Source organism: Chromobacterium sp. INPA-IVC, assembly GCF_059047085.1.
The window spans coordinates 510,465-522,896 of the sequence record NZ_JBTNLS010000001.1 but is presented as its reverse complement, the minus strand read 5'-3'; the positions used below and the strand labels follow the sequence as shown (position 1 = coordinate 522,896).

At 65.4% G+C, this 12,432-nt stretch carries 12 protein-coding genes; 7 read left to right on the top strand and 5 right to left on the bottom strand.

All coding sequences use genetic code 11. The features are described 5' to 3' along the window. Positions 1 to 92: 92 nt before the first annotated feature. Both ACX17K_RS02195 and ACX17K_RS02190 read right to left on the bottom strand, forming a co-directional pair. Complete coding sequence (locus ACX17K_RS02195; protein WP_493773499.1) at positions 93 to 1,106, bottom strand: alpha/beta hydrolase; 1,014 nt, start codon at positions 1,104 to 1,106, stop codon at positions 93 to 95. A gap of 35 nt (positions 1,107 to 1,141) precedes the next feature. Continuing rightward, on the bottom strand, positions 1,142 to 1,567 hold the full coding sequence (locus ACX17K_RS02190; protein WP_493773498.1) for an organic hydroperoxide resistance protein: 426 nt from the start codon (positions 1,565 to 1,567) through the stop codon (positions 1,142 to 1,144). A gap of 118 nt (positions 1,568 to 1,685) precedes the next feature. Between ACX17K_RS02190 and ACX17K_RS02185 the strand changes: the two genes are divergently transcribed. From ACX17K_RS02185 to ACX17K_RS02170, 4 genes are all read left to right on the top strand, one after another. Beyond that, a complete protein-coding gene (locus ACX17K_RS02185; protein ID WP_493773497.1) occupies positions 1,686 to 2,531 on the top strand; it encodes an AraC family transcriptional regulator in 846 nt (281 codons plus the stop codon). Between the two features lie 142 nt (positions 2,532 to 2,673). After that, entirely contained in the window at positions 2,674 to 4,101 is a 1,428-nt protein-coding gene (locus ACX17K_RS02180) for a coniferyl aldehyde dehydrogenase (RefSeq protein ID WP_493773496.1), read from the top strand. Further along, a complete protein-coding gene (locus ACX17K_RS02175) occupies positions 4,101 to 4,616 on the top strand; it encodes a twin-arginine translocation signal domain-containing protein (protein WP_493773495.1) in 516 nt (171 codons plus the stop codon). The genes ACX17K_RS02180 and ACX17K_RS02175 overlap by 1 nt, the downstream gene beginning before the upstream one ends. Continuing rightward, a complete protein-coding gene (locus ACX17K_RS02170) occupies positions 4,613 to 6,220 on the top strand; it encodes a GMC family oxidoreductase (RefSeq protein WP_493773494.1) in 1,608 nt (535 codons plus the stop codon). The genes ACX17K_RS02175 and ACX17K_RS02170 overlap by 4 nt, the downstream gene beginning before the upstream one ends. Before the next feature lie 37 nt (positions 6,221 to 6,257). Here the strand turns inward: ACX17K_RS02170 and ACX17K_RS02165 are convergent, their stop codons facing one another. Then, positions 6,258 to 8,297, bottom strand: a complete 2,040-nt coding sequence (locus tag ACX17K_RS02165; RefSeq protein WP_493773493.1) for a site-specific recombinase — start codon at positions 8,295 to 8,297, stop codon at positions 6,258 to 6,260. Between the two features lie 141 nt (positions 8,298 to 8,438). Between ACX17K_RS02165 and ACX17K_RS02160 the strand changes: the two genes are divergently transcribed. The 3 genes from ACX17K_RS02160 (at position 8,439) to ACX17K_RS02150 (ending at position 10,407) form a co-directional block, all read left to right on the top strand. Beyond that, the gene (locus ACX17K_RS02160) at positions 8,439 to 9,029 is read left to right on the top strand and encodes a TetR/AcrR family transcriptional regulator (protein WP_231154216.1); all 591 of its coding nucleotides are present in this window, start codon (positions 8,439 to 8,441) and stop codon (positions 9,027 to 9,029) included. A gap of 74 nt (positions 9,030 to 9,103) precedes the next feature. Further along, positions 9,104 to 9,595: a DUF4442 domain-containing protein gene (locus ACX17K_RS02155; RefSeq protein ID WP_234004395.1), complete on the top strand. Its 492-nt coding sequence runs from the start codon at positions 9,104 to 9,106 to the stop codon at positions 9,593 to 9,595. Next, positions 9,592 to 10,407: a crotonase/enoyl-CoA hydratase family protein gene (locus tag ACX17K_RS02150; RefSeq protein ID WP_493773492.1), complete on the top strand. Its 816-nt coding sequence runs from the start codon at positions 9,592 to 9,594 to the stop codon at positions 10,405 to 10,407. Before ACX17K_RS02155 ends, ACX17K_RS02150 begins: the two co-directional genes overlap by 4 nt. A gap of 57 nt (positions 10,408 to 10,464) precedes the next feature. Here the strand turns inward: ACX17K_RS02150 and ACX17K_RS02145 are convergent, their stop codons facing one another. Both ACX17K_RS02145 and ACX17K_RS02140 read right to left on the bottom strand, forming a co-directional pair. Beyond that, entirely contained in the window at positions 10,465 to 11,520 is a 1,056-nt protein-coding gene (locus ACX17K_RS02145) for a DUF418 domain-containing protein (protein ID WP_493773491.1), read from the bottom strand. After that, positions 11,517 to 12,113 carry a TetR/AcrR family transcriptional regulator gene (locus tag ACX17K_RS02140; RefSeq protein WP_493773490.1) on the bottom strand — a complete coding sequence of 199 codons (597 nt, stop codon included), beginning with the start codon at positions 12,111 to 12,113 and terminating at the stop codon, positions 11,517 to 11,519. The genes ACX17K_RS02145 and ACX17K_RS02140 overlap by 4 nt, the downstream gene beginning before the upstream one ends. Between the last annotated feature and the right edge of the window lie 319 nt (positions 12,114 to 12,432).

Below are 12,432 nucleotides of genomic sequence, written 5' to 3'. Positions count from 1 at the left end.
TATGTCCGGGCATTCGCGGCATGCTTGGCATTTTGCGGAAAAATGGGCGGACCGCGCCGAAACCGGGTCAGGTTTGGGCGCGGCGGCGTGGTTTAGCGAAGACGGGACTTCAGCTCCTCGGCGGCCTGATGCAGGGCCGCGCGCGTGGCGGGCAGGCTAGACAAGGCATTGAGCAAGCCGAAATCGTGGATCATCCCGTTGTAGCGGGTGGCCACCACATCGACGCCGGCTGCGTCCAGCTTGCGGGCGTAGGCCTCGCCCTCGTCGCGCAGCACGTCCTTCTCCGCGGTCTGCACCAGCGCGGGCGGCAAGCCCTGCAGCTGCTGCGGCGCGGCCTGCAACGGCGAGGCGTAGATTTCGTGGCGTTGCTGCGGATCGGCGGTATAGGCGTCCCAGAACCACTTCATCATCGGCTTGGTCAGGAAGTGCCCGTCGGCGAATTCGTTGTACGACGCGCTTTCGAAACCGGCGTCGGTTACCGGCCAGAACAGCACTTGGGCGCGCAGCTTGGGTCCGCCGTCAGCTTTGGCCATCAAGGCGACCGCCGTCGCCATATTGCCGCCCACGCTATTGCCCGCCACTGCTAGGCGCTTGCCGTCGACCTGGATCTGATCGCCGTGCTCGGCCACCCACTTGGTCGCGGCATAGGCCTGCTGGATCGCCACCGGATAGCGAGCTTCGGGCGACGGCGTGTAGTTGACGAACACGGCCACCGCGCCGGATTCCGCCACCAAGTCGCGCACCAGGCGTTCATGGGTGGGGTAATCGCCCAGAATCCAGCCGCCGCCGTGGAAGAACATGAAGGCAGGCAGGATGCCCTTGGCGCCGACTGGGCGCACGATAGTCAGTTTCAATGGCTTGCCGTCGGCGGTGATGGTTTTCTCGCTGACATCGGCCGGCGGCAGCTTGGCGCCTTGCTGCGCGCCGATCAAAACCTGGCGCGCGGCGGCGGGAGACAGCGTTTCCAGCGGCTGGCCGCCGCTCTTGGCCAGGGCTTCGAGGAAGGCTTGGGTATTGCGTTCGACGCCTGGGCTGCCAGCGGCCAGCGCGGAGCCTGCGATCAGCGCGGAGGCGGCCGCGGCAGCGATGGTGAGTTTCGGTTTCATGGCGATTCCTTGAGTTTGGGTTGTCGAGAGTCGGTTCACACGAGGCTCAGGCGCACGTCGATGTTGCCGTGGGTGGCGTGGGAGTAAGGGCAGACGATGTGAGCCTGTTCGACCAAGGCCTGAGCGTCCTCGATCGCCAGGCCTGGCAGGCTGATCCGCAGCTCGGCCTCGATGCCGAAACCGCTGGGGATGAGGCCGATGCCGACGGCGGCTGTCACGCTGGCTTCGGCCGGCAGCGTCATTTTTTGCTTGGCCGCGACGAACTTCATCGATCCCAGGAAGCAGGCCGCATAGCCGGCGGCGAACAGCTGCTCGGGATTGGTGCCGGGGCCGCCGGCGCCGCCGAGTTCGCGCGGCGTGGACAGCTGGATTTTCAGCGCGCCGTCCGGGGACTCGGCGTTTCCTTCGCGGCCGCCGCTGACGGTGGCCTGAGTGCGGTACAGAATCTTTTCAATCGACATGGTGCGCTCCTGATGATTTGGCGGGTTTGCGTTGAGCCGTTTGGCAGGAACCACTTTACGCCAATGAAAAATACGATAAGCTGCATAAAGTCCTGAAAATTTGATCGAGAGTTTTGAAATGGCTGAGGCATGTGTCGATAGGCTGGATGCGCTGTTGAATCGCTTCCCGGTTCGCGCGCGGATGTTCCATTCCGGCGCCTTGTGCGGCGTCACCGATTTTTCCCGTCCTGGCGACGGAGGCCAGCTGCACTTGGTCAGGGCGGGGACCGTGGATGTGATTCATGCCGGACGATCGGCCGACCTGCATGTGAACGTTCCCAGCCTATTGTTTTATCCGCGTCCGATGCCGCGCCGCTTTGTCTCGGATGAGCATGGCGGCGCCGATCTGGCCTGCGCGGAGCTGCATTTCGATGGCGGAGCGGAAAACCCCATCGTGGCGGCGTTGCCGGATATCGTCTGCCTGCCGTTGGACCGCATCGCCGGGGCCGCGCCAGTGTTGGCAATGCTGTTCGATGAGGCTTTCAGCGACAATTGCGGCCGGCATGTGGTGGTCGACCGGCTGTTCGAGGTTGTGCTGGTTCAGCTGCTGAGGCATTTGATGGAAACCGGCGAGCTCCGCGGCGGCATGCTGGCCGGGATGTCTCATCCCAAGTTGAGAAAAGCGCTGGTAGCGATGCATGAGCAGCCTGAGTGGGAGTGGTCGCTGGAAGGGCTGGCCGACATCGCGGGGATGTCGCGCAGCGTTTTCGCCGGCAGTTTCCGCGATGTTGTCGGCTGCACCTCGGGCGCGTACTTGCAAGGCTGGCGGATCAGGTTGGCGCAGCAGGCGCTAAGGCAGGGCCGGCGCTTGAAAATGATCGCCATCGAGGTCGGCTACGGCAGCGAGGCCGCGCTGTCGCGGGCATTCAAGGCGCAGTGCGGGATGACGCCGCGAGAGTGGCGGCTGGCGCAGGACGCCGATTGAGGGGTTGAGCGGCAAGGCGATTTCGCCGAAGCCGCGGCGCATGATATGCGGGTGTGATGACAGTAAGGCGGGCTGGTGCTAATCTTGGCTAGAGCACAGGCTCTAAACGTTTGTTTGGCTGGTATCAACAAGGATAATTACTATGGATGCCATCAAGATACCCTCACAAGAAGAAAGCGCGCTGCTGGACGCTTTTACCCGGCTCAATACAGTCGCCCGCGCCGCGCCTTGCCCCTCGCAGGAAACCCGCAAGTCCTGGTTGAACGCGCTGGAGCGCCTGATCCAGGAAAACCTCCAGGCGCTGGTGGATGCGGTCAATCTCGATTTCGGCCAGCGCAGCAGCGTGGAAACCCGCCTGGCCGAACTGTTCCCGTCTCTGGAGGGCGTGCGCCATGCCCGCCGCCATCTGAAAAATTGGATGAAGCCGCGCCGGCGCGGCGTTTCGTTCTGGTTCGCGCCTGCCAGCGCCAGCGTGCATCCCCAGCCGCTGGGCGTGGTGGGCGTGGTGGTGCCGTGGAATTACCCGCTGTTCCTGGCTTTCGGCCCGATCATCGCGGCGCTGGCGGCCGGCAACCGGGTAATGGTGAAGATGTCGGAATACACGCCCGCCACCGGGGAGCTGCTGCAGCGGCTGGCTCGCCAGCATTTCGGCGACGACCTGCTGGCTGTGGTGAATGGCGGGCCGGAGCTGGCCCAGGCTTTTGTCCGGCTGCCGTTCGACCATCTGTTGTTCACCGGCTCCACCACGGTGGGCCGCCACGTGATGCGCGCCGCGGCGGAAAACCTGACCCCGGTGACGCTGGAGCTGGGCGGCAAATCGCCGGCGCTGGTGGCGCGCGGCGCCAATCTCAAGCGCGCGGCGGAGGCCATCGTTGCCGGCAAGATGATGAACGCCGGCCAGACCTGCGTGGCGCCGGATTACGTGCTGGTCAACGACAAGGATTGCGCGTTGCTGCTGGACGAGGTGCGTGAGGCCGCCAAGCGCGCTTATCCCACCCTGGCGAGCAATCCCGATTACAGTGCCATCGTCAACGACAGGCATTACCAGCGTTTGCGGGGCTGGCTGGAGGGCGCGCGAGAGGCCGGCGCCCGCATCGACGAGATCAACCCGGCCGGCGAGGAGCTGGCCGCGGTCCGCAAGCTGCCGCTGACCCTGGTGCAGCGCTGCCCGGAGGATTGCGCGCTGATGCAGGAGGAAATCTTCGGCCCGATCCTGCCGGTGGTGGCCTACGACAAGTTCGACGAGGCGCTGGCTTATGTGAACGCCCGGCCGAGGCCGCTGGCGCTGTATCTGTTCGATGACGATCCATTGCGCATCGACCGGGTGCTGCAGGAGACGATTTCCGGCGGTGTCAGCATCAATGACACGCTGTTGCACGTGGTGCAGGAAGATCTGCCATTCGGCGGCGTGGGGCCATCCGGCATGGGCCATTACCACGGCCGCGAAGGCTTTCTGACCTTTTCCAAACTCAAGCCGGTATTCCGCCAGAGCCGTTTTTCCGGCGCCTGGCTGACGCGTCCGCCCTACGGCGCGGCAGTGGAATGGCTGCTGAAACTGATGCTGCGTTGATGGCCAGTCGTCGCCAATTTCTGCAGGCGGGCGCGCTGGGAAGCGCCGCTTTGCTGCTGGCGGGGTATTGGGCGGCGCCGACGGCCGATCCTCGTCCCGCGGCAGGCGGGAAACTGGAATGGCTGACGCCGCTCGACGCGCAAATCGTTTCCGCGCTGGCGCCGGTGCTGCTGGGGCTGCCTGGCGTGCCGGCGTCTGCGGTGGCGGCGGGAGTGGATCGGGCGGTGGCGGGCCTGCCGTCCGCGACGCAGCGCGAAGTGCGCCAGCTGTTCGATCTTCTCGGCAACCGCTGGGCGCGGCGCTGGCTGGCCGGCGTGCGCTCTCCCTGGCAACTGGCCACCTCGCTGGAATTGACGCAATTCCTGCAGCGTTGGCGAGAGAGCCGTTTCGCCCTGCAGTGCAGCGCCTACCAAGGCCTTCACCGGCTGATTCATGCCGGCTGGTACGGCAATCCGGCCAGCTGGCCGGCGCTAGGCTACCGGCAGCCGGCGGCGGTGATGGAGATGCTGCCTTGAGCGGCAAGATACCCGATCCTGTGCGGGAGGGCCTGGCAAGCGGCTGGAAGGTGTTGGACGGCGCCAGGCAAGACAAGGACCTGGCGCTGGAGGCCGATGTGGCGATCATCGGCAGCGGCGCCGGGGGCGGCATCGCGGCGGAGGTGCTCAGCCGGGCCGGGTTGAAGGTGCTGCTGCTGGAGGAGGGTGGGTTATACAGCTCCAGCGACTTCCGTCTGCTGGAAGCCAAGGCCTATCCGGAGCTGTATCAGGAGTCCGCCAGCCGGCAGACGCTGGATAAAGGCATCACCGTTTTGCAGGGGCGGACGGTGGGCGGCGGCACTACGGTCAACTGGACCAGCAGCTTCCGCACGCCGCCGGACACCTTGCTGTGGTGGCAGGAAAACCACGGGCTGGCGACCTTGTCCGTCGAAAGCATGCGCCCATGGTTCGACAAGGCGGAGCAGCGGCTGGGCATCGGCCCCTGGCAGGCAGAGCCCAACGGCAACAATCTGGTGCTGGAGCGCGGCTGCCAGGCGCTGGGCCTGCGGCATGCCCGCATCGCCCGCAATGTGAAAGGCTGCTGGAATCTGGGCTATTGCGGCATGGGCTGCCCCACCAACGCCAAGCAGTCGATGCTGGTCACCTGCATTCCCGATGCCTTGTCCCATGGCGCCAGGCTGCTTTGCCGGGCGCGCGTGGACAGGCTGCTGGCGGACCCGGGCGGCAAGCGCATCGCGTCCGTTCAGGGCAGCCTGCTCGGCGCCGACGGCAACACGCCGACCGGCCGCCGCTTCAGCGTGCGGGCGCGGCAGGTGGTGCTGGCCGCGGGCGCCATCGGCACGCCGGCCATCATGCTGCGCAGCGGTCTGGCGGATGCCGCCGGCCAGACCGGCAAGCGCACCTTTCTGCACCCGGTGGCGCTGAGCGCGGCGCTGATGCCGGAAATGGTGGAGCCTTACAATGGCGCGCCGCAAACGGTTTACTCCGATCACTACATGCACACGCAGCCGCTGGACGGGCCGCTGGGCTTCAAGCTGGAAGTGCCGCCCATCCATCCCTTGCTCGCCAGCGTCACCTTTCCGGGCTTCGGCATCGAGCAATTGCAGCTTTTGCAACAGCTGCCGCATCTGCATGCGACATTGGCCTTGCTGCGCGACGGTTTTCATCCGGATAGCCGGGGCGGGGAGGTGAAGCTGCGCGGCGATGGTTCGCCGGTGCTGGATTACCCGCTCAACGACGTGATCTGGGATGGCGTGCGGCGCAGCTGGCTGGCGATGGCCGAGTTGCAGTTCGCCGCTGGCGCCAGCCTGGCGATGCCGCTGCATGAGCGCGCGCAACCGGTGTCGAGCTGGAGGCGGGCCAGAGAGATGATAGAAGGTTTGCCCTTGCAGGCACTGCAGGCCAGGCTGGTCAGCGCCCACGTGATGGGCGGCATGGCGATGGGCGACGATCCCGCCCGATCGGTGCTGGACGACTGGGGCAATCACTGGGAATGGCGAAACCTCGCGGTGCTGGACGGGTCGATTTTTCCGACCAGCATCGGCGCCAACCCCCAGCTGTCCATTTACGCTTTCTCCTGGCGCGCCGCCGATCGCTTGGCGAGGGAGCTGGCCAAGGGATGAGTCCGGCGGGCGCGTTTGCGTCCGCCGGCAGCCTGCTTTATCCGCGGGTTTCGTCCAGCGGCGGCGTTTCCGCGGCGGGGGCGGGCAGGAGGGGGGGCGGCACGAAGAAGCTCAGTGGCCGGCGCAGGAAACGCTTGGCCAGCATCGGGATCAAGGGCAGCAACAGCGAACCGGACAGTTTGCGCGAGCGCAACGCCACCCACAGCGCCAGGAAGAAGCTGACCCCCAGGTTGACGAGGCCGATCAATGCCACCCCGGCGCAACCCAGCAGCACGGCGGACAGCGGCACCTGGAAATCCAGCGACACGCTGGCGAAGGCCAGGTTGGCCGACGAGAACGTGATGTGGCGGATGTCCAGCGGCAGGCCCAGTATCGTGCCCACGGTGCCGGTGAGGCCCAGAAACATGCCGAAGTAGAAGTTGCCGGCCAGCGCCCCCAGATTGTGCTCGATGTAGTTGCCCAGCCGCCAGGCGCGGTTTTCGCCCAGCATGCGCTTGAGCAGGCGGTGGTTGGCGATGCGTTCCGGTATGCGGCGGTAGATCGCCTTGTTGTCGTAGTAGCCGGCGATCAGGCCCGACAGGAACAGGAACACGCCGGCGATGGCGGCGTGCGGCAGCGCCAGGCTGTGCACCGGATCGATCTCGTGCAGCAACTTTTGCGCCTTGGCCGCGTCCACCACCGGCGCGCCGAACAGCGCGTTCCAGGCCAGCGCGATCAGCGCCGCGGTGGGAATGGCCAGCAGCACGTTGCCCATGATGGCGACGAATTGCGTGCGCACCACCTTGACGATCAGCTCCGACAGCTCTTCCAGCTGCTTCTTGCGGCCGTATTGGGCTTGCAGCACGGCAGCCAGCCGGGCCGCCGTCATCGCCGGCTGCTTGGTGGCGATGGTGAAGTGCAGGATCTGCACGATGATGAAGCCGATCGCGTAATTGAGGCCGAAGGCGATGCCTTCCCACAGCAGCGGCAAGTGGCTGCGCGCCAGCATCAGCTTGATCAGCGCCATGAAGCCGACGAGCAGGCCGGCGCCCATCGCCGCCTTGCCCATCCGCGACCATTCCTTGCGGTCTTCGGCGATGTAGTGCTCGCCCTGGCGGCCGGCGTGCTCGGTTACTTGCAGCGCCAGCAGCTCGGTGTTGGACTTGAATAGATCGCGCAGGCTGTACTTGCGGTTTTCCGCGCGGGCGAAATCCACCAGCAGCTGGAACAGCTGCGGCCGCTCGGCCGGGTTGTGTCCGGGCGACAGCAGCTCCAGCAGCGCGCGCAGCCGGGCGATGCTCTGCGCCAGCCGCAGGCCGTGATAAGTCAGATTGACCGAGATGCCGTAACGGGCCGCGTTTTTGCGGACTTTGCCCAGGATGGCCTCGCATTGGTCCAGCAGCACTAGTACCTGTTTCTCGTCCTCGGGCGGCTCGACGCCGTCGATCAAGGCCTGGCGGTAACCATCGACATAGCGCTGCACCTCGGCGTTCAGATGCATGAAGGGCGACGCGAAACGCTCCACCTCGGGGCAGACGCGCACCAGCTCCGGCTCCAGGCCGATGGCGGTGATGCGGGCGGACAGCACCTGCACCGACTCCAGCAATTGCAGCCGGGTCTGGCGTTCGCTGTCCTGGCGCGGCGATTCCTGCCAGGCCATCGCCCGCCACAGCGCGTGCCAGGTGGCGTCGGGCACGGTTTCCAGCCACAGATAGTCCTGCTTGTCGCTGAACAGCAGGCCGAAGCGGTCGCGCAGCGAATCGGGATTGTAGGGCATGGGCAGCGCGCGCTCGCCCAGGCGGTGCAGCAGCGTGGTGCCGAAACCATCATTGGCCAGGATGCCTGCGTCGGTGTACAGCGGGATTTGCCGGCTTTCCGCCAGCAAGGTGCAGAGCGCCTGGCGCAGGGCTTCGCGGAATTCGGCGTGATGCTCGAGCAGGAAGGACAAGGCCTGCAGATTGACGGTGGCTTGCAGAGCCGGCTGGCGGTCGCCGGGGCGCAGCGCGGCGATCAGCGCCGCCAGCGCTTCGGTCTGGCCGGGTGTTTCGCACAGCTGGCGCAAAGAGGATTCCAGGTCGGGAACGGTGTGTTCGGTCATGTTCTACCAGAGTGGTCGCGCGCGAAGGCGCGAATGGGAAAGAGTGTCGCTTGTATTTTAGGGCATGCGCGGCCTGAGAGGGCAAGATGCCCCGCCGGCGGGCCGATTGACACCTTACTGACCAGTAAGTAGAGTGGCCTGATGCATAATGGTTCCGACAGCAAGAACGACACCCGCAAGCGCATACTCGACCTGGCCGAGGAGCTGCTGCTGACGCGCGGCTTCAACGGTTTCAGCTATCAGCACATCAGCAGCGCGCTGGGCGTGCGCAACGCGGCCATCCACTACCACTTTCCCAAGAAAAGCGATCTGGGCGTGGCGCTGATCCAGCGTTACCGCCGCCGTTTCCAGCGTTTCATCGAGCAACAGGGAGAGTGGGACGCCGCCCGCCGGCTGGAGGCGTATTTCGGCTTGTCGGACCAATATTACCTGCAGCACAAGCAGATCTGTCCGAGCGGCATCCTCAGCACCGAGTTCCAGACCCTGCCTGACGACATGCGCGAGGAGGCCTCGGCCTTCATCGACGAGATGCGGCAATGGGCGGTGGCCATCGTCAGGCTGGGGCGGGACACAGAGCGGATGGCATACGCCGGGACGCCTGAGGCCGTCGGCATGATGCTGTTTTCCGCGCTGCAGGGCGGGCTGCAGCTGGCGCGCATCGACGATGGCGCGCTGCCGCTTTTGAAGAGCCAGGTCAGGACTACGCTGGGCATGCCCGAGACGCAAGAATAAGCGGCCGGCGGCAAGCCGGGCGCAGACAGCACGAGAACAACAAAGGGGGTAGCATGGAGTACAGAAAGAACAGCATGAGCCGGATCGCCGACAAGGTGGGCCGCTTGCCGGTTGGCTGGCGCCGGCCAGTGCTGTCAATGATGTTCGGCAAGATCGTTCCCTTCCTGTCGACGGCCGGGCTGCGGTTCGAAGAGGTCGGCCATGACAGGCTGACGGTATCGATCCGCAACCGCAAGAAGGTGCAGAACCACATCCGCGGCGTGCATGCGGCGGCGATGGCGCTGCTGGCCGAGACATCCACCGGCTTCGTGGTGGGCATGAACATGCCGGACGACAAGCTGATGCTGCTCAAGTCGATGAAAGTCAATTATGTCAAGCGTTCCCAGGGCGACATGAAGGCCGTGGCGACGCTGACGCCGCAGCAGATCCAGACCATGTACGAGCAGGAAAAGGGCGAGGTGCTGGTGGAGGTGCTGGTGACCGACGAATCCGGCGAGTCCCCCATCGTCTGTGAGATGCTGTGGGCCTGGGTTCCCAAGAAACGTCCGGAGGCGAAAGCGGCATGATCAATCTGCAAACCCTGTCAGTGGAGCTGGACGATAAGGTCGCTCTGCTGCGTTTCAACCGCCCCGACAAGGCCAATGCGCTGAACCTGCAGATGTGGCAGGATTTGCGCGCCGCGCTGGATTGGGCCGATGGCGAGCCCGGCGTCCGCGCCGTGGTGCTGGCCGGCAGCGGCAAGCATTTCTGTTCCGGCATCGATCTGGCGATGCTGGTGGGGTTGCAATCCAGCATCCAGGACGAGTGCGAAGGCCGCAAGCGCGACAAGCTGCGCCGCTTGATCCTGGATCTGCAGGATTGTGTGACCAGCCTGGAGCGCTGCCGCAAGCCGGTGATCGCCGCGATACACGGCGCCTGCCTGGGCGGCGGTCTGGATATCGCGCTGGCGGCGGATTTCCGTTTCGCCGCCGAGGGCGCGGTGTTCGGCGTGCGCGAGGTGGATTTGGGCATGGTGGCCGACGTCGGCTCTCTGCAGCGCCTGCCGCGTGTGGTGGGAGAGGGCGTGGCTCGCGAGCTGGCGCTGACTGGCCGCGATATGGTGGCCGAGGAGGCGCTGGAGGTCGGCCTGGTCAACCGCGTGCTGGCGGATGCCGACGCCGTGTTGGCCGCCGCGTTGCAGAGCGCGAAGCTGATTGCGGGCAAGTCACCGCTGGCAGTCAGAGGCAGCAAGGAAGTGATGAATTACAGCCGCGACCACAGCGTGGCCGACGGGCTGCAGTTCGTCGCTGGCTGGAACGCGGCGATGCTGATCTCGGAAGATATCCAAAAGGCCGGCATGGCCGCGATGATGAAGCAGGAAGTCAGCTTCCGGGACTGAGAGTTACGAAGACCTTGCCTTCCGGCAGGATGGTTTTCTGCCGGAAGTAGGCGATTTTCAAGGCGCGGGCCGGTCGCAGACGCGCCGCATCAGCCATTCCAGCGGGCCGTGGCGGAAGCGCTTGGACCATAGCCAGGCGAAGGCCACGGCGGCGGCGCAATACAGCGCGGCCGCCGGCGGCACCCGCGCGAGCTCGCCGCTGTCCAGCCATCCCATTTCCTCCAGAACGCCCATGCCGATCAGGATGTGGGCGATGTACAGCGTCAGCGTTTGCCGGCCCGCCGCCAGCAGCGGCGCGAGCCGGGCGGCCAAGACAGGGCGCGACGCCAGCGCCAGGCAGCCGCCTATCGCCGCGCTGGCGATGCCGCCTGCGTTCAGCATGTACAGCGGCCCGGGCGGCAATGGCTTCGTTCCCAGAAACGGCGAAAGCCGAGCGGGCGACAAATCCTGCAGCCAGGCCGACAGCAGGCCGCTGGCCAGCGCCAGCAGCGCGCCGCCCGCCATCAGCTTCCATTGCGTGTCGGAGCTGGCCAAGGATTGCCGCGACAGCCATAGCCCCCATATCGCAAAGCCCAGCCAAGGCAACACTGGATGCCAGCCATTGAGCAGCAGGTTGCGCGCGAAGCCTAGAGGCGTCCAGAAGCCTTCGTAGCTGAGGGTGTCCCAGTTCCAGCCATGTCCATAGTCCAGCGTTAGTTGCATCGTGAAGGCCGCCGCCAACGTCAGGCACAGCGCTGCCAGCAGCCATCGCTCAGGCAGTTTCAGCAACAGGCAGGCGGCGAAGAAATAGAAGGCGTAGTAATGGATGATGTCGGCGGGGAACAAGGTGAAGTTGAGCAGCCCGACCGCCAGCAGGAACACGGCGCGCCGGCAGGTCTGGCTTATGGCCTGGACGCGAGCCAGCCGCGCGGTGGCCAGGCCCAGGCCAATGCCGGCCAAGGTGACGAAGGTGGCCGCGGATCGTCCCTCAAGCAGCGAGAACCAGGACAGCAGCGGGTCTTGGGCGGACGGGAAGGGTGCGATCGCCAGGCGAAAGTTGACCAGCACCATGCCGATCAGGGCCAGGCAACGGGCCAGGTCCAGGCCGTCCAGACGGTTGGGGCGCGGGCTCATCGTTTTCCTCCCGAGGGCGACAATAGCTTGTCGATCAAGGCCGAGATGTCAACGTCGTCCAGTTGGGCGCCCAGCAGGGCGCGATTGACGGCGCAGCCTTCAAGCGCGTCCAGCAGCCAGTGGGCGCAGGCGGCAAAGGGCAGGCCGTTGTCTATGTCTCCCTGTTCGGCGCCGCGGCGCAAGGCATCGGCCAGGGCGCTGGCCAGGCGACGGCGGTTGGCTGCGAACAGCCGGGCCAGCTCGGAATCGCGCGCTGCTTCCGCCAGCACTTCGGCGGTCAGGCTGACGTCTTCCAGGCGCTCGCACAGCCGCAGATAGCTTTCGGCGAAACCCCGGACGGCGGGGGCGGCTGGGTCCGCCGCCAGCGCGTCGATCAAGTCCTGTTTTTCCAGCGCTTCCATCGCGGCGATTTCCGCGATCAAGGCCTGCTTGTTTGGGAAGTGATTGTACAGATTGCCCAGGCTGACGCCGGCGGCGTCCGCGATGTCGCGCATGCCGGTCTGGTGGAAGCCTGAGGCGATGAAACAGGCAAGCGCCGCCTCGACGATTTGTCCGCGGCGGTTTTCGGTTTGCTGCTGGCGCTTGGGCGTCATGCGGTTTCCTTTGTATAAAGGTGGCTTTTTCAATCATATAATGAACGAACGTTCATTCAATTTTTGGCATCAAAAAACAGTAGGAATGGCGGATTCATGTGGCGGAAAAACAAAATTGGCGTCAGAGCGCCTGCGATGCGTGCTTGAGGTGAGGACATCCGGGCGTCAGCAGCATCTGGCCAGAGTTTTCATGCAGAGGGCGCGAAGAAGGCTGCGCCAAATCCGGCGGGGGACTGTTCTTGCAAGATTGAGGGGCTGCCCCGGCTGGCCAGCAAAATGAAAAGAGGCGCCGAAGCGCCTCTCTTGTGTTGCGGAGCCG